Raw genomic sequence first — 21606 nt, 5'->3', positions numbered from 1 at the left:
GAGGTCCGCTTGGAGCACGAGGCCGAGACCCGCCGCATGCAGCCCCCGAAAGGACAACGCACCAGACCGTCCGTGGACCGGCAGAAGACGTCCCAGTCCTTCTTCGGCCCTTCTTCGGCGCCCTCTCGCTGACCAGCAAAAAAGTCACGCCGTACCCGACCGAGCAGAACCAGAACACCGAGCAGACAATCCTTGCGCTGGAACGACTCCAACGCGAAACCGAGACAGAGAAGATCGCGGTCGTCCCGGACAACGCCCGATTCCACCATGCGAAAGCGTTGACCGGCCTCCACGAGCCGGGCCAGCTGCTGGAGCGCATCACCACGATCTTCCTGCCGCCGTACACACCCGACCACAACCCCGCCGAGCACGTCCGGAACACGGCCAAGAACAACATCGCGACCATCCAGCACGAGACCCCCGAAGAAACCCTCGGCACGTTCGCCTCACACGTCACCGGCCGCGCCTTCGACCACGACTTCGAGCACCTCCCCGCCCCGCGAAACCAGAAACGATTTCGTTTCATGTCAGCCATAGCTGCAAGGGACCGCTTAGGGAAACGGCCCGACGACGACCCATCACCCGCGGCGTCCACAACCATGGATGAGGACTGAACCGATGAAACCAGGCTCCCCCCTGCTGACGATCGAGGGCCTTTCAGCGTGGTACGAACGCGACCGCCCGGTGCTCAGGGACGTCCGCATCGAGATCGCCCCCGGAGAGGTCATCGGCCTGCTCGGGGCCAATGGCGCCGGGAAAACCACGCTCCTGCTGACGATCAGCTCGGTGCACCGAGGAATGAGCTGTGAGAAGTTTCTTCTCAACGGGATGCCGACCACCCCGCGAAGTGAACTGTTCAAGCGCCAGCGATATCTGAGCCTGACCGAGGAAACATCCTTCCCGACCTGGGATCTGCCCTGCTTCATCCGATTCATCGAACGAGCGTACGGGATGCCGCACGACACGGCCCGGCTCGATTCCCTGGTGCGCGGGTTCCGCTTCGAAAGCTATTTCACGACCGTCTTCTCCGAACTGTCGAGTGGATCACGGAAGAAGGCGAACCTGATAGCCGCGTTCTACGTCTCGACGCCCCTGCTGCTGCTCGACGAACCAGTCGACTTCCTGGACTTCACGGCGACCGAGTTCCTGTACGAATCCATCTCGGCGGCACGGGACGGGGGACGGTCCGTCCTCCTCAGCTCGCACATCGCCGAGTCCTTCACGAGATGCAGCAGCAGCGTCCACGTGTTGAAGGGCGGTGCGCTCACCGGCCCGTTCCCGACACCGGAGGATCCCCATGACGTGGCCTCGCTCATCCAGTAGGACGAGCGCTCTCATCCTCATCCAGTAGGACGAGCGCTCTCATCGCGGTCCGCGGGCAGTTCATCACTGTTCGCTCCGTGCTGTGGGGGGGCCTCCCTGAGTGCGATCGCCGTGTTCCTCGCCCTGAACATCGGCATCCGGGTGGGAACGGGAATCATCGTCGCATCGCTGTGCGTGGCCCTGCTGGGAGCGGCGTCGACAATCAGCAGAACCTGGATCGGCACGCAGAAATGGCGCATCCTCAGGGCCTTCCCGATCGAGGAGGCGACCCTCGTCCGCCAGACGGTCCTCGTCGCCGCGGGAGTCCTGACGCTCGACGTGGCGTGCCCGATCATCCTGTTCTCGGTGTTCTCGGCCGACAGCCCCGACGCCGAGAAGACCTGGTGCACCGTCCTCTTCGGGATGGGCGCGGCAGTGGTGTCCGTGCTCTCACGGTCGGCGTCGAGGGCCGTCGTCCGGCTCGCCATGCTGCTGGGCCTGATCGTCTCGGCCGCCCTCTGGATCGTCCACGACGGCATCGGAACCCTGCTCGTCCTCGTTCTCGGAGCCGTGGGCCTCGCGGCGGTCCACGACGTGGGCGCCCTGCACGGAACCGCGCGGCACGCGACCGCCGATCCGAACATCCTGCTCGGCGAGCTGCGGTCCAGCACCATGACGCTCGTGGACTCGATCGGTCTTGCCGTCATGAGCGCGATCTTCACCTTCACAACGGCCGATCAGGGTCTCATCACGCCTCTGGGCATGGCCTTCGTCACCGCGAACACACCGCTCAACTCATTCTTCTCGAGGAATCCCAGCACCTATTCGGTGATCGTCGCGGCTCCCGGATCGAACGCGGTCTTCGCACGGTATTACTCGAGCGCCTGTGTCTTCTACGTGCTGAGCGGGATCCCCGCTGCCATCATGCTGAGCCGCAGTGGAGTCCCCTTGCCGATCCTCCTCGCGGAGCTGATCTCGTGCGCGGCAGCGGCCGCGCTCGTCGCGGGAACGCTCGAAAGATACCGCCCCATCACCTCGTGGAAGTCGGAGCGGGAGGTGCTCCGCCACCCCCGGAAATACCTCCCACCCGCTGCCGGACTGGCGGCGACGACGCTCGTGATGCTCGTGGGCTCGCCGGCATGACCGCGCTGGATCTGCTCGCCCGGCCCCGGCCGGGGCGTCTTCGCAGACACCGCGGACGGGTCCTCCCGGACCCGCAGGCCCCGGCGGGTGCAGGGGACGGTTCGGGCGGGGGCCGCTCGTGACGACGGTCCGGCGCGGGCCCCGGCGGATGCAGGGGGCGGCGGCCCGTCCGCCACCGATGGGTGAGCGATGGATGAGAGTGCCATCGTCCCGGCCCACGGGAACGACGGCTCCGGGACCCGCGCGCGAGCGCCTATCGTGGTGACATGCGAACGTCCACGCGTCATCCCTCCAAGCTGTCCATCGTCGGAGCCGGGGCGGTCGGCACCTCGCTCGCCTACGCCGCGCTCATCCGCGACTCGGCGAAGGTCGTCGCCCTGTACGACATCGCCACCAAGAAGGTCGAGGCCGAGGTGAAGGACCTCGCGCACGGCACCCAGTTCACGAACTCGGTCGTCATGGGCGGGGACGACATCACCGCGGTGCGGGACTCCTCCATCGTCATCATCACCGCCGGGGCGAAGCAGAAGCCGGGCCAGACCCGCCTCGACCTGGCCGCCACCAATGCCAGGATCCTCTCGTCGATGATGCCCCAGCTCGTCGAGCAGGCTCCCGAGGCGCTCTACGTGCTCGTGACGAACCCCTGCGACGTGCTCACCGTCGTCGCCCAGAGGGTCTCGGGGCTGCCCACCGCGCAGGTGCTGTCGACCGGCACCCTGCTCGACACCTCGCGCCTGCGCTACCTCGTCGCGCAGAAGGCCCAGGTCGCCCAGCCCAATGTGCACTCGATGATCGTCGGCGAGCACGGCGACTCCGAGTTCCCGCTGTGGTCGAGCGCCCGCATCTCGTCCGTGGCGATCCGCGACTGGACGGTGGCCGGCGAGCGGGTGTTCACCCAGGAGGTGCTCGACGGCCTGGCGCACGAGGCGGCCTTCGCCGCGTACGAGGTGATCGAGGGCAAGGGCGCGACGAACTACGCCATCGGCCTCGCCGGGGCCCGGCTGGTCGAGGCCCTGCTGTCGCCGACGCGCAGCGTGCTGCCGGTCTCGAGCGTCCTGGACGGCCAGTACGGCATCTCCGGCATCGCGCTGAGCCTGCCCACCCTCGTGAGCGAGCACGGCATCGACCGCGTCCTCGAGGCGCCGATGAGCGCCGACGAGGTGAGCCTCCTGCGCGCCTCGGCCGAGCGCATCCGGCAGACGGCCGCCTCGGTCGGTTTCTGACCGGCGCACCCCGCGTTCTTCATGCGTCACCCCGTGAGGAACGCGGGCTCCGCCCCGTCGTTCGGGCGCGCGGACGCGCGTCTCGCGGCACCGGCCGAGAAACGGTCCGGCATCCCACGGCCCCTGCGCGGGCGGCGCGGGCGGGCAACAGACGGAAAGCCCGCCGCATCGGCCGGGCGGATCGGCGACCATGATCCCCGGGCGGCGACGGAGCCCCCGCGAGCGAGGAGGACCCCATGCAGATCACGCCCTACGGAAGCGTCCTGGCCGATGTCACCGGCGGCCGGATCGTCGGCCTCGTCGAGAACGACGGCATGAAGATCTTCCGGGGCGTCCCGTACGCGGCGGCCCCCTACGGCGCCAACCGCTTCCGGGAGCCCCGGCCCGTCGAGCCGTGGGACGGCGAGCGCGACGCGACGACCTTCGGCCCGAGCACCTACCAGATCGAGCCGCTCTTCCGCGGCCACGGCTTCAACTACCGCTCCATCATGGGTCCCGGCTGGCGCCCCGGCGACGAGACGCTCAACCTCAACATCTGGACGCCCGGCGAGGCCGGCGACGACCTGCCCGTCCTCGTCCACATCCACGGCGGCGCCTTCCTCACCGGGAACGGCGGCCTGCCCGCCTACGACGGCCGTCACCTGGCCGAGCGCGGCGCCGTCTACGTCTCGATCCACTACCGCACCGGCACCGAGGGCTTCGCCGCCTTCGAGGGGGCCGCCACCAACCGTGGCCTGCGGGACCAGATCGCCGCCCTGACCTGGGTGCAGGAGAACATCGCGGTCTTCGGCGGGGACCCCGGCCGCGTCATGGTGCACGGCGAATCCGCAGGCGGCATGAGCATCGCCCTGCTGCTGGCCAGCCCCGCCGCCGACGGCCTCTTCCACCGCGCGATCATCCAGTCCGGTTCGTCCCCGATGGCCGAGGGCCCCGAGCGGGCGGCCGACCGGGCGCGTCGGATCGCCGAGGCCCTGGGCCTGGCCCCGACGGCCGAGGCGCTGTCGGCCGTCGACCAGAGGACGCTGCTCGACACCGCTCTGCCCGCCCTGGCCGAGCACCACGACGACCAGTGGGGCACGCTCGCCCTCGGCCCGTGGATCGACGACGACATCGTCCCGGTCGATCTGGACGCCGCGATGCTCGACCGCCCGGTGCGCGGAACCGTCTGGGGCACCAACCGCGACGAGGGCAATCTCTTCCTCATCACGCCGGACTCGATGGCCGCCGCCACCGAGGAGACGCTGGCCGGCTACCTGCTGGCCTCCCACGGGGCGGTCGAGCCGCTGCGCACGATGCTGCTGGGGCGCACCCGCATCCACGAGCCGGGCATGGCGATGGCCCAGCACCTCACGTGGACGATCTTCACCGGGCCCACGATGACCGCCGTGGACCAGCTGGCGCGGGCCGGGCGCCCCACCTGGCTGTACCGCTTCGACTACGCCTCGCGCGCCGACGACGGCCGCGCCCAGGCGGCCCACATGACCGAGTTCCCGTTCGTCTGGGACAACCTCGACAGCCCCGCGCACCGCCAGATGACCGGCCCGAACCCGCCCCAGCGGCTGGCCACCGAGATGGCCGACGCCTGGGTGCGCTTCGCCGCCACGGGCGATCCGGGCTGGCCCGCCTTCACCGACCCCGAGCGCATCGGCCGCGTCTTCGACACGACGAGCCGGGACGAGCCCGGGCTCGACCAGGAGCTGTGGCGCGCCTGGACGGGCCGGGACTGAGCGGACGGGACGCATCCGGCTGTCAACCGTTGCCAGGATCCGGCAACTGTCGGCAATGCCGGGCGGGGGCGGCCCCGCACCGACAGAGTAGGGGCAGTCACCGGTTCGCGGACGACAGCGTCCCGACCGGCTGAATCCCCTGGGCCACGGCGCGCGGCCCGCACGGCCTCGACGAGGAGAGCCACCGAGCATGAGAACACTCGACAGGATCAGCACCTTCACGCCGACCGGAACGGGTCTGCGGGCCGAGATCGAGGGCGGCTTCACGCTGCGGCTCGACATCCTCGACAACGCCCTGGCCCGGGTGCGCGTCCTGCCCTCCGCGGGCCCGGCCGTCCCCGTGACGTGGATGATCACCCCCGGCCGGGGGATCGGCGAGAGCACCGGGCTGGACCCCGAGCACCTGCTGACCCCGGCCGAGGACGTGCCGTGGGCCGGCCGCGACCGCGCCGACCTGAGCGGCTTCCCCTGCCCGGCCGTCACGGTCGAGGAGATCGAGCTGGGCGCCGACCGCCCCGCCGTCACGACCACGGGCGGGAGCGCCACCGACGAGATGGCGATCTTCGACCGGCCCCGCCCGGGCCAGCACCGCATCATCGTCACGAGCGGCGATCTGCGCGCCGTGGTGCAGGACATCCCGCTGCGCATCTGCTGGCAGGTGCGCGTGGACGGCGGGTGGATGACCATCACCGAGGACCGCCGCACCGGCGGCTACGAGGTCAACCCACGGACGGGTCGGGTCGCGCACTACATCATGCGCGAGCCCGAGGACCGCTACTACGGCCTCGGCGAGAAGGCCGGCGACCTGGAGCGCACGGGCCGCACCTTCGACATGCGCTGTCTCGACGCGATGGGCTACGACGCGGCCGGCACCGACCCGCTGTACAAGCACGTGCCCTTCATCATGACCCGCCGGGCGGGCGTCGGCGCCGTCGGCGTCCTCTACGACAACCAGACCGCGGCCGTCTTCGACATGGGCCGCGTCAAGGACAACTACCACCGGCCCTTCATCTCCTGGACCGCCGAGGGCGGGGACATCGACTACTACGTCCTCCTCGGCGCCCGTCTCGCCGATCTGACGCGGGCGATCGTCCGGCTGACCGGCGACAACGCCTTCCTGCCGCGCTGGGCGCTGGGCTACTCGGGCTCGACGATGCACTACACCGACGCCCCGAACGCGTCCGAGAAGCTGCTGGAGTTCCTCGACCTGCTGGACGAGCACCGGATCCCCTGCGACTCGTTCCAGATGTCCAGCGGGTACACGAGCATCGGCCCGAAGCGCTACGTCTTCAACTGGAACCACGACAAGTTCCCCGACCCGAGGGCCACCTCGGCGGCGTACGCCGACAGGGGCCTCCATCTGGCGGCCAACATCAAGCCGGCCCTGCTCGTCGACCATCCGCTGTTCGACGAGGCCGCCGGGCGGGACGTCTTCATCACCGACGCCGAGTCCGGCGAGCCCGAGCTGAGCCTGTTCTGGGGCGATCGGGGCGCGCAGGTCGACTTCACCTCGCCCGCCGGACGCGACTGGTGGAAGGAGAACGTCCGCAGCGAGCTGCTCGAGATGGGCATCGGGTCGACGTGGAACGACAACAACGAGTACGAGGTCTGGGACGACCGGGCGCTGTGCGCCGGCTTCGGCCGGCCGATCCCGCTGGCCCTCGTCCGGCCGGTCCAGGGCCTGCTCATGATGCGCGCCTCGGGCGAGGCCCAGCGCGAGTTCGCCCCCGATGAGCGCCCCTATCTCATCTCGCGCTCGGGCATGCTCGGCATGCAGCGCTACGTCCAGACCTGGAGCGGCGACAACTACGCCAGCTGGCGGACGCTGCGGTACAACACCCGCATGGGCACCGGCTTCTCGATGTGCGGGGTGTTCAACGTCGGCCACGACGTCGGCGGCTTCTCGGGCCCCGAGCGCCCCGACCCGGAGCTGTTCGTCCGCTGGGTGCAGAACGGCGTCATGCACCCGCGCTTCACGATCCACTCCTGGCACGACGACGGCTCGGTCAACGAGCCGTGGATGCATCCCGAGGTCACGCCGCTGGTCCGCGGCGCCATCGAGCTGCGCTACCGCCTCATGCCGTACCTGTACACGGCGCTCTACCTGGCCTCGCAGCGCCGCGAGCCGATCATCGCCCCGACCTTCTACGCGGACGAGTCCGACGAGTCGCTGTTCGTCGAGAACGACGACTTCCTGCTGGGCCGCGACCTGCTCGTGGCGAGCGTCGTCGAGGAGGGCGCGACGACCCGCGCCGTGCGTCTGCCCGACGTGCCCGGCGGATGGTTCGAGTACGACACCGGGGTGCACCACGCCGGCGGCCGGACGGTCACCGTGGACGCCCCGCTGGAGCGCCTGCCGCTGTTCGTCCGCGCCGGGGCGGGCATCCCGCAGGCCGAACTGCCCGCCGGCGACGGCATCGTCACGACGGCCTCACTGGCGGCCACCCGGCGCCGGGTGGTGCTCTACCTGCCGGAGCGCGTCCAGGACGCCGAGGGCTTCCTCTTCGAGGACGACGGCGTCTCCGACGCGTACCGCACCGGCAGGGGCCTGTGGCTGCGCTGGCGGGTCGAGGCCGACGCCGAGCAGGTGCGCGTGCGCACCGAGCGCGCCGGCGGGTTCGTCCCGGCGTGGGGCGAGGTCGAGTTCGTGCTGAGGCCCGGTGACGACCGGCAGGTCGTCACCGTCTGAGCAGCGCGGGACGACCGGTCGCTCCTGGTTCGCTGTGCGGAGATCGTCCGTCATTCCGCGCGGTCCGCACAGTGAATCCTCCACGGCCCGCGCCCGGGCCGAGCGGTTAGGCTGTGGTCGTGCCCGTGCCCGAGTCCGTCAGTGCGATGCGCGTCAGCGACGCCGACCGCGGTGCCGTCGTCGACCTGCTCACGAGGGCCCACGCCGAGGGCCGGCTCGACCTGGCCGAGCACTCCGATCGCACGTCCAGGGCCCTCGCGGCGAAGACGGTCGCCGACCTGGGATCGCTCATCGAGGACCTCGCGCCGGCCCGCATCCGCGGTGCGTCGTCCCTGGCCGCGAGAGCGCCGGGCACCGGCCCGATGCGGGCGACGATGAGCAGCACCCGTCGCGAGGGCGTCTGGACGGTGCCCCGGACGCTGCACGTCTCGGCGTTCATGGGCGAGGTGAGGATCGACATGACCCGGGCGGTCTTCACCGTCCCGGTCGTCGAGCTGGACGCGAGCGTCATCATGGGCGAGGTGAAGCTGATCGTCCCCGAGGGCGTCAACGTCATCGACGAGAGCACCCACATCATGAGCGAGTTCAAGGTGAAGGGCTCCCTCCGGCCCGCCCCGGACGCCCCGACGATCGTCGTCAGGGGCTCCTCGGTCATGGGCGGCATCACCGCCAAGGCGCCCCGCTGACCCGCCGCCGGGCGACGGCCGCATGGTCGTGCGCTCGGCCGGCGAGGCGACCGCTCTGCTCCTCCCTCCGACGGCCCGCAGGTCCGTCACCTCATGGCCGCAGTACGTGACGATCCGGCGAGCGGTCCACTCATCGGAATGACCCTCCACGACGACTCGCATGGGCGGTCACCTGCGAGCGGCCTTGACGAGGCCCGCCAGGTCCCCCGGGCTGATCAGTGCTGAGGCGATCTCCGAGAAGGGGATCTCCGCCTCGATCTCGGGTCCCGCATCCTCGATCTGCGACAGCAGGCTCGCCGTGGTGCCGTCATCGGTGACCCGCAGCACGAGGACCCCGTCCTCGCCGACCCCCTCGTCGTCGAGGAGTTCCGGCGCGTGGGTGGAGAGGACCACCTGCATGGACGTGCCGCGTTGGGCGGCCGCCGGGAGCGAGGCGAGTCTGCGGACGATCGCCGTGTCCAACGACAGTTCCGGCTCCTCGAGCAGGAGGATCCCGCCATTGGCGGGGGCGCTGACGATGGTCCGCAGCAGGCCGATGAGCCGTAGCGTGCCGTCGGAGAAGTCGGTCTCGTCCTGCTCGGACGGGTTCCTGCGCCAGTTGCGGTACCCGGCGATGAGATGGGGCCGGCCGGTGCTGTCCACCTCCAGCTCGAGGCTCTCGAAGCCCGGCACGGCGGACACGAGAGCGGTCGTGATGCGCCTGAACCAGGCATTCCTCGTGCGCGGCGGCGTCGCATTCATGTCCGCGATCATCGAGCTTCCGAACTCCCGCGCACCCAGGTCCGCCTCGGGCCGGCCGTGCCTGATGACCCGGGGCACGAGGTGGAAGCAGTTGACCTTCGCGAAGTACTCCGCGATCGGCCGGAAGCCCTGGTTCGCCGATATCTGCTCCAAATGGGTCTGCGTCAGCAGCTCGCGGTCCCGCTCGTCCCGGTCATCGGGACGCGACAGCAGGGGCTGGCCATTGCGGGTCACGATCTCCCGGACGACGATCGGCCTGTTGCGACCGCCCTGCTCGCCCTTGACGGCGAGCTCGTAGCGTGTCCTCGCCGTCGGCCAGATCGATCTCCAGGGCGAGTTCGCCCCTGTGGTTGTTCCTGGCGAAGAGACAGCGCGTCTTCGACAACCCGCCCCGCTTCTCCAGCGCGGCGGCGAGACCGCCGCCGCGGCGGGAGACATCGCCCAGGAAGCGGAACAGATCGAGCAGATTCGACTTCCCCGCCGCGTTGGGCCCGACGATGAGGAGCCGGCTCCCCCCGGCGAAGTCCACATTCTTGAAGTTGCGCCAGTTGTGAGCGGCGACGTGAGTGATCCGCATGGGTCAATCCTTCCACCCGGACGGCGATGCCGCCGTGCAGCCGTGGCTGGATGACGGCGCGCCGACGCACCGCCCGGGCGGGGCATCCGCCGACTGACGAGCGCCCGTCCTCGCCCGCGGGGATGCGGCCCCGGACGCGCCGGGGCGGCCGTCGCACGATGGCGATCGGCCGCCCCGCCGGCACCCGGGATCGTCCCGGAGCCGCGATCAGCCCCGGTGGGCCTTTCGCGCCGACCAGGCCGAGGCGACCATGTCGTCGAGGCTGTTGCGCATCGTCCAGTCGATGTCTCGGGCCGCGAGCTCGCCCCTGGCGACGATACGAGCCGGGTCGCCGGGCCGCCGCGGCGCGATCTCGGGAGTGAAATCGATGCCGGTGACGCGGGCGATGGCCTCCATGATCTCGCGCACCGACGACCCGGTACCCGAGCCGAGGTTGTAGGCGGGCTCCAGCCTCCGGCCGGCCATCATCGCCTCAGCGGCCGCCACGTGGGAGCGGGCCAGATCGGCCACATGAATGTAGTCGCGCACGCAGGTGCCGTCGGGGGTCGGGTAGTCGTCGCCGTTGATGCGGGGGGTCCTCCCGGCCAGCAGCATGTCGAAGACGATCGGGAACAGGTTGTGGGGGCTGGCATCGTAGAGGTCGTCCGAGCCGGAGCCGACGACGTTGAAGTAGCGCAGGTTCACCGACTGCCAGGCCTCGTCACCTGCGGCCATGTCCCTGTTGAGCCACTCGCCGATGAGCTTGGTCTCACCGTACGGCGACTCGGCATGCAACGGGGTGTCCTCGGTCACCGGGTCGGTCTCGGGCGTGCCGTAGACCGAGGCGGACGAGCTGAACACGTAGCGGTGGACGCCGGCCTCGCGCATGGCCCCCAGGACGCTCACCGTTCCCGTGACGTTCTGCGTGTAGGTGTGCAGCGGGCGCGAGACCGAGACGCCGGCGTACTTGAACCCCGCCAGGTGGACGACGCCCTCGCAGGAGTACTCGGTGAGCGCGCGCCGCACGAGCGCGGTGTCGAGGATGCTGCCCTGGACGAACGGCACGTCCCGCGGGACGAAGTCCGCGAAACCACTGGACAGGTCGTCGATGACGACCGGCTCGATGTCGGCCTCCCGGAACGCGCGCACGATGTGCGAACCGATGTACCCCGCCCCACCGGTGACGAGCCAGCTCATGGATCCTCCTTGTACCCGACGCGCCGCCTCGGACGAGGGCGCGCATGTGCTTCACCGCAGCCTATCGGGCCCGCCCGGCGCGCCCCGCCCCGCCCTGCCCCTCGCCACCGGGCGAGCGCGGTCGGCGTCCGAGCGGCGGCGTCAGCACGGCATCCGCCCGAAGATGATCCGGTCGTCGAGCAGCTGGTAGAGCTGCCCGGTCTCGGCGAATCCCGCCGCGCGCAGGGCGGCGAGGTGGAAGTCGGGATCGACCTTGACGACCGTGTGCTTGTCGGCCCAGACCCTCTCGCGGTCGGCGGCCTCCCGCTCCCAGCCGGGCATCCCCGTGGCGGCGCCCCACCACTCGTCCCAGCCCATCGCCCCGTCGGCGCAGGCCCTGCGCTCGAAGGCGTCGCGGCTCTCCCGCGCGCGGGCGTTCAACCAGGGGTTCCGCACCCCGTCGTAGCCCAGGTGATCGGCGTTGAGGAACAGGGCGCCGGGCCCGAGCAGGCCGGGCAGCCGCTGGTAGAACGCCACCAGCGCGTCGGGATCGAGCCAGTGCAGGGCCGTCGCGCTGAACGCCGCGTCGTACGGGCCGGGGGGCAGCACGGCGACGAGGTCGGGGTCGACGAGGTCGGCCTCGACGAGCCTCAGCCGGTCGCCGAAGCGGTTCGTCTCGCGGGCGAGACGCAGCAGCACGGGGTCGCAGTCGACGGCGACCGCCTCGCCGTCCGGCAGCGCCTCGAGGGCGGCGGAGGCCAGGCTCGCGGGCCCGCAGGCCAGGTCGAGCAGGCGCAGTGGACGCCCCAGTTCGGCGCGCAGCGCCACGAGCGCGTCGGTGATCATGCGGGTGCGCAGCCCGCGGAACTCGATGAAGGCGGTCTGCTGCTCGTGCCATGCGGCGAGCAGTTCATCCGGTGTCATCGGCACTCCTCCCATCGGTCGTCCCCGTGGTCGTGTCCGCGGGGTCGAAGAGCAGACAGGGCCTGCCCCGGTGATCGATCCGTTCCACATGGAGGTGGTAGATCGGGGCGATGCGCTCCGGGGTCAGCACCTCGCCCGGCGCCCCGGCCGCGACGACGCGCCCGTCGGCGAGCAGCGCCACCCGGTCGCAGAACCGCGCGGCCAGGTTGAGGTCGTGCAGCACGATCACCGTCGTGCAGTCGAGCTCGCGCACCAGCTCGAGCAGGGAGAACTGGTGGTGCAGATCGAGGTGGTTGGTCGGCTCGTCCAGCAGCAGGTGCGTGGCCTGCTGGACGATCGCCCGGGCCACCATCGCCCGCTGCCGCTCGCCGCCGGAGATCCGCGTGATGAGCCGGTCTGCGAGCCCGCCCAGGTCGACGCGGGTCAGCGCGGCGTCCACGAGCTCGGTGTCCCCGGCGTCGCCGTAGTCGAGCATCGAGCTGGACGCCAGGCGCCCCAGCGCGACCGAGTCGCGCACGCTCAGCGGCAGCGCCGTCTCGCTCTCCTGGGCGACGACCGCCACCTGCCGGGCGATCCGGCGGCGCGTCATCCCGGCGATGTCCGCACCGTCGATGAGCACCCGTCCGCCGGCCGCGGCGAGTGCCCGGTTGAGCGAGAGCAGGAAGGTGGTCTTGCCCGAGCCGTTCGGCCCGACGATGCCCACCACCTCGCCGGGGCCGACCGTCAGGTCCACGTCGTGGCAGATCGTCCGGCCGCCCCGGTCTATGGTGACGTGCTCGGCTTGGATCACCGGGCCTCGCCGATGAGCTGCGACAGCCGGACCGCGCCCTGCACCGAGAGCGTGTTCGGCGGGTCGGTGAGGCGGAAGGGCAGGTAGAGCACGTGCCCGTTCTTGACGGCCTGCAGGTCGGCGGAGCCGCTGATGCCGTTGAGGGTCTCTGTGAGCTGCTCGGCCGTCGTGCCGGAGTCGCCCATGAGGACGAGCCACTGCGGGTTGCGGGTGAGCAGGTCCTCCATCGAGGCGTCGAAGACGCGCTCCCGGCTGTCCTCGTAGCTGTTGCGCAGGCCGTTGGCCTCGAAGATCGGCTGGATCATCGAGGAGTTGCCGTAGGCGTAGAAGACGCCGGAGCCGGGCGTCAGGTACAGGGCGGCGGCGCTCTGACCGGCCGCCGGGCCCTGTTGGAGGCCGTCGATCTGGCTGTGGATGTCGTCCATGAGGGCCGGCACCTTGTCGGTGACGCCGAAGATCGTGGCGGTCTTGGTGATCTCCTGCTCGACGTCGTCCCAGCTGGCGCGGTCGAGCGTCAACTCGTCGCAGAAGGCGTCGGGCGCGTAGAGGGGGATGCCCGCGTCTCGCAGCGCATTGCGGTCGGCGCCGCTGTCGTAGCCGATGACCAGGTCGGGGTGCACTGACAGGATCGCCTCGGTCGAGACGACGCGGCCTCCGGTGGAGTTGCCGCTCGACTCGATCTCGGGGATCCGGTCGATGCGCGACTGCAGATCGGGGTCGGCGTCGGCGAAGCCGGGATCGCCGGCGCGGGCGACGACGTGGTCGAGCAGGCCGAGCGAGTCGAGGATCGAGGCGCTCGTCCCGCCGATGACGACGACCCTCTCGGGCGCCTTGTCGAAGGTGAGGCTCTCGGTGCAGCTGGTCACCTGAGCGGGGAAGCCCGCGGCGGAGCCGGATCCGCCGGCCGACGACGCGGCCTTGTCGGCGGCGGACGAGCCGCAGCCGCTGAACACCATCGCCGCGGCGAGCGCCGCGACTGCGGGTGCGAGTCTTTTCATGGTTCCTCCCTTGTGGAATGGGCCGATCGGTTCACCAGGCGGTTCTGCTGCGGCGAATGATGAGGACGAGGAAGGGGGCGCCGACGAGCCCCGTGATGACGCCGAGCGGCAGCTCGGTGGGCGAGAAGACGATGCGCGCCGCGGTGTCGGTCCACACGCAGAACAGCGCCGCGGCCAGCGCCGTGCCCACGACGAGCAGGCGGTGCGAGTGCCCGATGAAGGACCGCATGATGTGCGGGATGATGAGGCCGATGAAGCCGATGCCGCCGGCGCTCGCCACGGCGATGGCGACGGCCGCCGAGACGGGCAGAAGAAGCCAGATGCGGGCCCGGCCCGGCTCGACGCCGACGGACTGGGCGGTGCGGTCGCCGCTGGCCAGCGCGTCGAGCACCGGCCCCAGGACCGCCATGGCGATGGCGAGCAGGCCGGCGGTGACGACGAGGCGGGGCAGGTCGCCGACGCCGATGCGGGCCATCGAGCCGAGCATCCAGAAGGACACCGACTGGCCCGCCTCCGCCGAGTCGGCCGAGAAGATGATGAGGTTCGTCACCGCCTGGAAGCCGAAGCCGACGGCCAGGCCGCCGAGCACCAGGTGCAGCGGGCTGTGGGTGCGTCCGGCGACGGCGAGCACCGCCGCGGTGGCCAGGGAGGCGCCGCCGAAGGCGAGCAGGCCGACGAGACCACCCGAGGAGACGCCGAGGGTGATCATCGCGAAGGCGGCGCCGGTGGAGGCCCCCGAGCTGACGCCCAGGACGTACGGCTCGGCCAACGGGTTGCGGACGATCGCCTGCATGACGACGCCCGACACCCCGAGGATCGCCCCGACCGCCATGGACCCGATGATGCGGGGCAGCCGGGTCCGCCAGACGATGGCGTCGATCGTGCGGTCCCACGTGATGTCCACCGGCAGGCCCGGGACGTGACTCGCGATGACGCCGAAGACGTCGTGCAGGGGCACGGCGGCCGGGCCCATCGCGATGGTGAGCGCAGGCGTGATGACGAGCAGAGCGCCGATGAGGACGATCCGCCGGATCGCCCGGCCGCGCCTCGCCGGGACGACGGGCGCGACCCCGGCGGGAACGGGCAGCACCGCGCCGGCGGTCCGGTCCGCGACGGCACGGCCCATGATGCGCTCCTCGGCGGGACTCGCCCCCGGGGATGCGCGCACGGCAGGGCCTGCGAGCCCCCGCGGGGCACAGCGTGAACCGACGGCGGACACCGCCGGGCCGGCAGGTCTTCGGGCTCATGGGCACTCCGGATCACCCCGGCTTCCTCGACCGCTGCTTCCCGGACCCAAGAGCCCAGTGCACTCGACGCAGCCTCGTTCCCATTGACCGCTGCGGGACAGCTCCGGACTCGCACCGGATTCCCTCTTACGACGATCCGCCGACGCGCACCGGCGACGACGAACCGAACCAGCGGACGTCACATTAGCCACGGCCCGCAGACCGCCATAGCCGAACAAGAAGTGAGAAGCTCACCCGGCCCCCGACGCCCAACAGCCACGACCGACGACCACCCCGAAGACGCTTGACAGACGCCCGGCGAGCAGTGAGAAGCTCATCCTGCCTCCCGGCGCCCACCAACGGCGCACCGCGGAAGACCGGGCAACGGCTCAGGACGGCGGCCGGAGGCGGCCCGTGGCGAGTCCGCCCCGCGGAACGCCGGTCCCGCGGCCCATCAGTGCAGCGGGACACCGGCCTCGCAGAACACCGGTGCAGCAGACGCCGGTGCGGCGGCCCGTCGCCGGCGCGGTGTCAGCCCCGCGGCACGAGGACCGTCGCGACGACAGCTCCCCCATCGTCAGCCGCCACTCGTCAGCCCCGCGGCACGAGGACCGTCGTCGTGCCGCCCGTCTCGTCCACGAGCAGGCCGTCGACGGACGACGTGACGCGCGGCAGGTCCTGGCGCTTCGCGCCATCGGCCGCGTAGACGGCCCAGGTGTCGCCGTCGCCGGCCCGGCCGCGGCGGGTGTAGGTGCGGGCCAGCAGCACCGAGCCGTCGGCGCTCACCAGGTCGACGGAGTCGGCGTCGATGCGGCCGCGCGAGGGCAGCGTCCTGATGCCGGAGCCGGAGCGGACGGCCACGACCCGCCCGGTGGCGTCGACCCCGATCCGGGTGGGCCGGGAGCCCCCGGCGAGCAGATCCTCGCGGGAGTAGAGCAGACGGTCGGAGCCGTAGTCGGGACCCCCCGAGGAGGTGATCCGGCCCTGTTCGGAACCGGTCAGGTCGCGGACCCTCCGGGCCCGCTCATCGCCGGCGTCGTTGGTCGTGAAGCCGTTCCACGCCCACCCGACCGACAGTTCCTGCCCCGAGTGCTCGTACTCGGTGGGTTCGAGCGAGAAGGAGCCCGTGGACAGGTCGACGACGGCGACCTGCGAGTCGGCGTACGAGACGCAGCCGAGGTGGTCGACGAGGAAGCGGCACTGGCCCCACCAGGGCAGGTCGAGCTGCCAGTCGAGGGCGCCGTCGGGGCCGATCGCGCGCACCTGCTCGGTGTCGGAGCCGGCCGCCCCGGTGACGATCAACTCGCCGTCGTGCACGCCGCGGACCTGGAGGAAGGAGAGGGCGTCGGTGCTCTCGTGGACGACCCGCTGCTGCCCCGTGGCGATGTCGACGCCGACGATCTGACCGGTGCCGCCGTTGCGGCGCGCGCAGTAGGCGGAGCCGTCGAGCACGGCGTCGCGGCCCATGCACCGCAGCCCCGTGACCTGCCACCGCTGGGCGCCGGTGGCCGCGTCGAGGCCGGTCAGCGGGGCGGTGCCCTCGTCCTGGCCCGCGCCGGCGCTGCGCTGGACGAGCACCGCCGCCCGGTCCGAGGACACTCCCAGCACCGTCTCGTCGGTCGTCCAGGAATCGTAGCCGTCGGCGTAGCCGGGGTCGAGCCAGTCGCCGACCCGGCCCCGCGGGGAGTAGCCGGCGTCCCGGACGGCGAACTCGGCGGTGCCGGGGCCGCCGAGGAGGATGTCGGCGACGAAGCCCACGACGAGGACGAGGACGACGGCGAGGACGACGGACAGGACCCGCAGGATCCGCAGGACGCGTCCGCTCAGGCCGCGCCGGGCCTGCTCCATCGGCGCCTGGGAATAGTCGAGGAGGCCCCGGCGCGGGCCGTTCGGAAGACGAGGGGGCAGCACCCGGGGCGGCGGCTCCGGGGCGGGGGACTGCTCAGGGTCGTCCTGTGCGCCCTGCTGCTGCGCCATGCTGCATTCTCCAGTACGGGGTGAATCGGGTGAGGGGGTGTGCACCATCAAACCAGCCCGCTCCGGACGACCACACGCGGGACCCGCACCTTCCCGGGAATCGCCCGAACGCGACGGGGACGATGAGCGGGTCCGCGCGCCGGCGCGCGGACCCGCTCATCATGGGGTTCGACCGGACGGATCACCCGTGCGCATACAGTCTCAGCAACCGCTCGGCCTCGGCCCCGGCCTTCTCACCGGCCGGTTTGAACCACTTGCGCGAGTCGACCAGGTCGGGGTTCGCCGCCAGGGTCTCGCGCACCGATCCGGTGAAGATCCTGTTCAGGTGCGTCGAGACGTTGATCTTGACCATGCCGGCCCCGATGGCGGCGCTCATGCCCGCATCGCTGACGCCCGAGGAGCCGTGGAGCACCAGCGGCACCGGGGCGGCGGCGGCGATCGCCCGGATGAGGTCGGTGTCGAGGGCGGCCGTCCGGGTGACCATCGCGTGCGAGGAGCCGACGGCGACGGCCAGCAGGTCGACGCCGGTGTCGCCCACGAAGGCGGCGGCGTCGCCCGGGTCGGTACGGACCGAGGGGTCGTGGACGCCGTTCTTGCCGCCCACCTCGCCGAGTTCGGCCTCGACCGTCACGCCGGCGGCGTGGCAGAAGTCGACGACCTCGGCGGTCGTGGCGCGGTTGACGTCATCGGGCAGCTTCGAGCCGTCGTACATGACCGAGGTGAACCCCAGCTCGACCGCCTCGTGCACCAGGTCGACGCTCTCGGCGTGGTCGAGGTGGACGACCACCGGCACCCGGGCGGCGCGGGCCGCGACGAGCGTCCCGGTGCCGATCGGAGCCAGTGAGCCGTGGTACTTCACGGCGTTCTCGCTGATCTGCAGGACGACGGGGCGCCCCGCGCGGGTGGCGGCGTCGATGAGCATCGTGGCGTTCTCGAGATGGATGACGTTGAAGGCTCCGAGGCCCGTGCGCTCGTTCTGACAGGTGCGGGCGATGCTCGCCAGGTCAGTCAGCATGTTCGTCCTCCGTGACTGTGATGCGCGAGAGCATCTCGCGGTACGTGTTCAGGTCGATCTCGCCGGCGACGGGGCTCAGGACGGCGGCGCCGGACAGGGCGACCGCCTTCGGCAGGGACTGCACCAGCGCCTCGGCCCGGCCGACGGCGTCGGCCGCCGCGCCCTCGTCCAGGCCCGCTGCGAAGGCGGCGACCGCCGCGTCCCCGGCTCCGGTCGGGTTGCCCGACAGGACGCGGGCCGGGGCCGCCGTCCAACGGATGGGGCGGCCGGCCAGGAGCAGCAGCATCCCGTCGGCGCCGAGCGAGACGACGACGGCCGAGGCGCCCTCGTCGAGCAGCGCCCTGGCGCCCGCCACCGGGTCGTCCAGGCCCGTGGCGGCGGCCAGCTCGTCGCGGTTCGGTTTGAGCAGGTCGGCGCCGGCCCGCGCGGCCGCGTGCAGCAACGGCCCTGAGGTGTCGACGATGATCGGCCGGCCTGCGGCCCGGGCGGCGGCGATGACCCCGGACAGGTCCCCGGGACGGGAGCCGGGGGGCATCGAACCGGACACGACCACCGGCCCACTGCCGTCGGCAAGCAGCTCGGCCTGCCGCGTCCAGTCGCCGGCGGTGACGGCGGGGCCCGGCTCGTTGAGCATCGAGGTGTCCTGGGCGTCGACGACGGCGATGGTGCGGCGGGTGGTGCCGTCGATGGGCACCCAGCGCTGGGCGATGCCGGGGTCGATGCGGGTGAGCAGGTCGGCGACGGCCCGCCCGTCGCGGCCGCCGAGGAAGCCGCTGGCCTCGGCGCGGCGGCCGAGTGCGGCGGCGACGCGGGCGACGTTGACGCCCTTGCCGCCGGGGCGCTCGTGCACGGCGCGCACCCGGGTCGTGCGGTGCAGGAGGAGCTCGTCCACCTCGTAGGTCACATCGAGTGCCGGATTCGGCGTGATGGCGGTGATCATCTCAGTGCCCGCTCAGCCGGTAGAGCAGCTTGAGCCGCAGCCCGCCCGGGTCTTCGATGTCCTCGAAGGCCCGGGCGCCGTCGGTGAGCGCGTACTCGCCGGTGACCATCGCCTCGGCATTCACCGCGCCGGAGGCGATGAGACCGATCGCGGCCGACCACTCGTAGCCGGGGAAGGGGGCCGAGTAGCTCATCCACGAGCCGGTCACGGCGAGCTCGCCGCGCAGGATCTTCTCGAAGGTGCTCGGCCCCAGGACCAGGTCGCCGTGCCCGGTGCCGACATAGGACACCTGGCCGTCCTTGGCCACCAGGTCGAGGGTCATCGCCTGGGTGACGGGCGAGCCGGCCGTCTCGATGACGATCTCGGGCGCCTCGTCCGCCACGAGCTCCTCGGTGTCGGTGCCGGCCCGGGCCCCGAGGCCGGCGGCGATCCCGACCTTGGCCGGGTCGATGTCGCAGACCAGGACGCGGGCGCCCTTGGCGCGCAGCACCATGACGGTCATGAGTCCGACGACGCCTGCGCCGAGGACCATCGTCAGGGCGCCGGTGCGCACCCGGGTGCGTTCGACCCCGTGGACGGCCACCGTCAGCGGCTCGACCAGGGCGGCCGCCTCGAGGGACATCGTGTCGGGCACGGGCAGGGCGTTGCGGGCCGGGGCCACCACGTAGTCGGCGAGGGCGCCCTGGCGGCGTGAGCCGATGAAGCCGTAGTCGGTGCACAGGGCCGGGCGGCCCTTCTGGCAGTACGCGCAGTGCCCGCACGGCACGAGCGGCGCCACGGCGACGCGCTCGCCCACTGCGTGGTCGTCCACGCCGGGGCCGAGTGCGGCGATCTCGCCGGAGAACTCGTGGCCGAGCACTTGGGGGAAGGCGTGCACCCCTCCCTCGAAGTAGCGGGGGATGTCGGATCCGCAGATGCCGCACCAGGCGACGCGCACCAGCACCTCGCCCGGCCCCGGCTCCGGGACGGGCAGGGCGACCAGGTCGAGCCGGCGCACCCCGGTCACGGACAGCGCCTGCATGGTCTTCGTCTCGCTCATCGGGCGACCTCGGTTTCCGGTTCGGGCTCGTCGGCGCGGTAGAGGGTGCCGCGGCGGTACTTCACGAAGGTGTAGACCCAGCAGAAGACGTACAGGGCGGCGATGACGGCGAGGCCGACGCCGACCTGGCCGCTCAGACCGCGGGCGAGCAGATAGGTGATGGGGTTGCCGCCCTGGTCGAGCGAGGCGACCTGGGAGGCGTCGCCGAGCTTGTCGGTGACCCGCGCGAGCTCGGTGGTGAGCGGCACCATCCGGTTGGCGATCCAGATCGTCACCGACATGATGAGGGTGCCGCTGAACAGGGTGCGGAAGATGTTGCCCTTGTGGATGCCCACTGCGATGGCGACGAAGAAGCCGATGGTGGCCAGGTCGCCGAACGGCAGGACGCGGTTGCCGGGCATCAGGATGGCGATGACGATGGACAGCGGCACGAAGATCAGGCTGGCCGAGATGACCTGCGGCTGGCCGAGCAGCAGGGCCGGGTCGAGGCCGATCTTGTAGTCGGCGTTCTTGAAGCGCTTCTGCAGCATGTCGCGGGCCGCGTCGGCGATGGGCATGAGGCCCTGCATGATGAGCTTGACGACCATCGGCATGAGCAGCATGACGGCGCCCATCTCGACGGCCAGTTGCAGCGAGTCGCCGATCGGGTAGCCGGCGAGCAGGCCGACGACGAGGCCGAGGAGGGTGCCGATGACGATGGGCTGACCGAAGAAGCCGACCCTCTCCTCGAGGGTCTCGGTGTTGATGGTGACCTTGCGCAGGCCGGGGATCCTCTCGATGAGGTCGTCGATCGGGGCGGCGAAGACGCCCATGACGGCCGAGGTGCCGTGCGGGATGGCGACGCCCTCCAGGCCGAAGTAGTCGTCGGTCACGGCGCCGTACATGTCGCCGAACTTGTAGGCCAGGGCCGCGTGGACGACGACGCCCAGCATGCCGAGCCAGAAGTTTCCGGTGGCCAGCTGGACGATGATGCCGGTGAAGGCCATGTGCCAGATGTTCCAGATGTCCACGTTGAGCACGCGGGTGGTCCGGGTGAGCAGCATGGCGATGTTCACGGCGATGGCGATGGGGATCGAGATGATGCCCATGGTCGAGGCCCAGGCCATCGGTGAGGTGCCGGGCCAGCCGAGGTCGACGATCTCGAGGCTGCCGCCGAAGTTCTCGGCCATGGCCCCTGCGGCCGGGCCCAGCTCGTCGTTCAGCAGGTTGATGACCAGGCTGATGCCGACGAAGCCTGCGCCGATCGTCAGGCCGGCCTGCAGCGACTTGCCGACGCCGCGGCGCAGGATGAGACCCAGGGTGAAGATGATGATGGGCAGCATGACGTTGGCGCCCAGGTCGACGATGTACTGGATCGCGTCGAGGAATGCATTCATTGGGATCATGGTGGAAGTCCTTGTGACGGCCCAGAGGGTCCCCGCAGGGCGCACGGCGGCCGGGGAAGGGCCCCGGGC

The 21606-nt window shown here is 71.3% G+C and carries 19 protein-coding genes and 1 riboswitch; of the genes, 7 read left to right on the top strand and 12 right to left on the bottom strand.

The annotated features are described in order from the left end of the window. The 7 genes from K336_RS18665 to K336_RS0110620 all read left to right on the top strand — a co-directional run. The coding region (locus tag K336_RS18665; RefSeq protein ID WP_211223493.1) for a transposase at positions 1 to 614 on the top strand (614 nt) is incomplete at its 5' end. Further along, positions 604 to 1323, top strand: coding sequence for an ATP-binding cassette domain-containing protein (locus tag K336_RS0110645; protein ID WP_211223492.1), 720 nt, complete (start codon positions 604 to 606; stop codon positions 1321 to 1323). The genes K336_RS18665 and K336_RS0110645, both read left to right, overlap by 11 nt. A 111-nt stretch (positions 1324 to 1434) precedes the next feature. Next, positions 1435 to 2445 carry a hypothetical protein gene (locus K336_RS0110640; RefSeq protein ID WP_028707014.1) on the top strand — a complete coding sequence of 337 codons (1011 nt, stop codon included), beginning with the start codon at positions 1435 to 1437 and terminating at the stop codon, positions 2443 to 2445. A 266-nt stretch (positions 2446 to 2711) separates the two neighbouring features. Continuing rightward, complete coding sequence (locus K336_RS0110635; protein WP_028707013.1) at positions 2712 to 3668, top strand: L-lactate dehydrogenase; 957 nt, start codon at positions 2712 to 2714, stop codon at positions 3666 to 3668. 236 nt (positions 3669 to 3904) lie between these two features. After that, positions 3905 to 5395, top strand: coding sequence for a carboxylesterase/lipase family protein (locus tag K336_RS16005; RefSeq protein WP_021798032.1), 1491 nt, complete (start codon positions 3905 to 3907; stop codon positions 5393 to 5395). Positions 5396 to 5585: 190 nt separating this feature from the next. Then, positions 5586 to 8084, top strand: coding sequence for a glycoside hydrolase family 31 protein (locus K336_RS0110625; RefSeq protein WP_028707012.1), 2499 nt, complete (start codon positions 5586 to 5588; stop codon positions 8082 to 8084). A 119-nt stretch (positions 8085 to 8203) separates the two neighbouring features. After that, the gene (locus tag K336_RS0110620) at positions 8204 to 8770 is read left to right on the top strand and encodes a DUF1707 SHOCT-like domain-containing protein (protein ID WP_123825997.1); all 567 of its coding nucleotides are present in this window, start codon (positions 8204 to 8206) and stop codon (positions 8768 to 8770) included. A 168-nt stretch (positions 8771 to 8938) separates the two neighbouring features. Here the strand turns inward: K336_RS0110620 and K336_RS16000 are convergent, their stop codons facing one another. The 12 genes from K336_RS16000 to K336_RS0110565 all read right to left on the bottom strand — a co-directional run bounded on the left by K336_RS16000 (position 8939) and on the right by K336_RS0110565 (position 21528). Next, positions 8939 to 9745: an AAA family ATPase gene (locus K336_RS16000; RefSeq protein ID WP_211223491.1), complete on the bottom strand. Its 807-nt coding sequence runs from the start codon at positions 9743 to 9745 to the stop codon at positions 8939 to 8941. After that, positions 9705 to 10088, bottom strand: a complete 384-nt coding sequence (locus K336_RS19395) for an AAA family ATPase (protein ID WP_211223490.1) — start codon at positions 10086 to 10088, stop codon at positions 9705 to 9707. Before K336_RS19395 ends, K336_RS16000 begins: the two co-directional genes overlap by 41 nt. Before the next feature lie 207 nt (positions 10089 to 10295). Continuing rightward, complete coding sequence (gene galE, locus K336_RS0110610) at positions 10296 to 11264, bottom strand: UDP-glucose 4-epimerase GalE (RefSeq protein WP_021798009.1); 969 nt, start codon at positions 11262 to 11264, stop codon at positions 10296 to 10298. Between the two features lie 141 nt (positions 11265 to 11405). Next, complete coding sequence (locus tag K336_RS0110605) at positions 11406 to 12167, bottom strand: class I SAM-dependent methyltransferase (RefSeq protein ID WP_021798011.1); 762 nt, start codon at positions 12165 to 12167, stop codon at positions 11406 to 11408. Further along, positions 12154 to 12957, bottom strand: a complete 804-nt coding sequence (locus K336_RS15995) for an ABC transporter ATP-binding protein (RefSeq protein WP_021798036.1) — start codon at positions 12955 to 12957, stop codon at positions 12154 to 12156. The genes K336_RS0110605 and K336_RS15995 overlap by 14 nt, the downstream gene beginning before the upstream one ends. Then, positions 12954 to 13955 (bottom strand): ABC transporter substrate-binding protein, encoded by a 1002-nt coding sequence (locus tag K336_RS0110595; RefSeq protein WP_028707011.1) that lies wholly within the window; start codon positions 13953 to 13955, stop codon positions 12954 to 12956. The genes K336_RS15995 and K336_RS0110595 overlap by 4 nt, the downstream gene beginning before the upstream one ends. Positions 13956 to 13986: 31 nt before the next feature. Next, complete coding sequence (locus K336_RS0110590) at positions 13987 to 15081, bottom strand: FecCD family ABC transporter permease (protein WP_081660773.1); 1095 nt, start codon at positions 15079 to 15081, stop codon at positions 13987 to 13989. An 85-nt stretch (positions 15082 to 15166) separates the two neighbouring features. Then, positions 15167 to 15385: riboswitch (cobalamin riboswitch) on the bottom strand. A 387-nt stretch (positions 15386 to 15772) separates the two neighbouring features. Next, the gene (locus K336_RS0110585; protein WP_155945070.1) at positions 15773 to 17158 is read right to left on the bottom strand and encodes a hypothetical protein; all 1386 of its coding nucleotides are present in this window, start codon (positions 17156 to 17158) and stop codon (positions 15773 to 15775) included. 181 nt (positions 17159 to 17339) lie between these two features. Next, entirely contained in the window at positions 17340 to 18173 is an 834-nt protein-coding gene (locus tag K336_RS0110580; RefSeq protein ID WP_028707017.1) for a class II fructose-bisphosphate aldolase, read from the bottom strand. Further along, complete coding sequence (locus K336_RS0110575; protein ID WP_028707008.1) at positions 18163 to 19113, bottom strand: 1-phosphofructokinase family hexose kinase; 951 nt, start codon at positions 19111 to 19113, stop codon at positions 18163 to 18165. The genes K336_RS0110580 and K336_RS0110575 overlap by 11 nt, the downstream gene beginning before the upstream one ends. A gap of 1 nt (position 19114) precedes the next feature. Next, entirely contained in the window at positions 19115 to 20152 is a 1038-nt protein-coding gene (locus K336_RS0110570; protein ID WP_021798028.1) for a galactitol-1-phosphate 5-dehydrogenase, read from the bottom strand. Beyond that, on the bottom strand, positions 20149 to 21528 hold the full coding sequence (locus K336_RS0110565) for a PTS galactitol transporter subunit IIC (RefSeq protein WP_028707006.1): 1380 nt from the start codon (positions 21526 to 21528) through the stop codon (positions 20149 to 20151). The genes K336_RS0110570 and K336_RS0110565 overlap by 4 nt, the downstream gene beginning before the upstream one ends. Positions 21529 to 21606 lie beyond the last annotated feature (78 nt).

Source organism: Propionibacterium acidifaciens DSM 21887 (genome assembly GCF_000426605.1).
Taxonomy (GTDB): domain Bacteria; phylum Actinomycetota; class Actinomycetes; order Propionibacteriales; family Propionibacteriaceae; genus Propionibacterium; species Propionibacterium acidifaciens.
The sequence above is the reverse complement of the archived record's forward strand: the minus strand, read 5'-3'. Positions and strand labels throughout refer to the sequence as shown.

What these genes read in the sequence shown, in the direction of transcription:
- K336_RS16005 (WP_021798032.1), top strand. Translation starts at nt 3,905, where the DNA reads ATGCAGATCACGCCCTACGGAAGCGTCCTGGCCGATGTCACCGGCGGC.
- K336_RS0110605 (WP_021798011.1), bottom strand. Translation starts at nt 12,167, where the DNA reads ATGACACCGGATGAACTGCTCGCCGCATGGCACGAGCAGCAGACCGCC.
- K336_RS0110590 (WP_081660773.1), bottom strand. Translation starts at nt 15,081, where the DNA reads ATGGGCCGTGCCGTCGCGGACCGGACCGCCGGCGCGGTGCTGCCCGTT.
- K336_RS0110575 (WP_028707008.1), bottom strand. Translation starts at nt 19,113, where the DNA reads ATGATCACCGCCATCACGCCGAATCCGGCACTCGATGTGACCTACGAG.
- K336_RS0110635 (WP_028707013.1), top strand. Translation starts at nt 2,712, where the DNA reads ATGCGAACGTCCACGCGTCATCCCTCCAAGCTGTCCATCGTCGGAGCC.
- K336_RS19395 (WP_211223490.1), bottom strand. Translation starts at nt 10,088, where the DNA reads ATGCGGATCACTCACGTCGCCGCTCACAACTGGCGCAACTTCAAGAAT.
- galE (WP_021798009.1), bottom strand. Translation starts at nt 11,264, where the DNA reads ATGAGCTGGCTCGTCACCGGTGGGGCGGGGTACATCGGTTCGCACATC.
- K336_RS0110645 (WP_211223492.1), top strand. Translation starts at nt 604, where the DNA reads ATGAGGACTGAACCGATGAAACCAGGCTCCCCCCTGCTGACGATCGAG.
- K336_RS0110595 (WP_028707011.1), bottom strand. Translation starts at nt 13,955, where the DNA reads ATGAAAAGACTCGCACCCGCAGTCGCGGCGCTCGCCGCGGCGATGGTG.
- K336_RS0110570 (WP_021798028.1), bottom strand. Translation starts at nt 20,152, where the DNA reads ATGAGCGAGACGAAGACCATGCAGGCGCTGTCCGTGACCGGGGTGCGC.
- K336_RS0110625 (WP_028707012.1), top strand. Translation starts at nt 5,586, where the DNA reads ATGAGAACACTCGACAGGATCAGCACCTTCACGCCGACCGGAACGGGT.
- K336_RS0110565 (WP_028707006.1), bottom strand. Translation starts at nt 21,528, where the DNA reads ATGAATGCATTCCTCGACGCGATCCAGTACATCGTCGACCTGGGCGCC.
- K336_RS0110585 (WP_155945070.1), bottom strand. Translation starts at nt 17,158, where the DNA reads ATGGCGCAGCAGCAGGGCGCACAGGACGACCCTGAGCAGTCCCCCGCC.
- K336_RS0110580 (WP_028707017.1), bottom strand. Translation starts at nt 18,173, where the DNA reads ATGCTGACTGACCTGGCGAGCATCGCCCGCACCTGTCAGAACGAGCGC.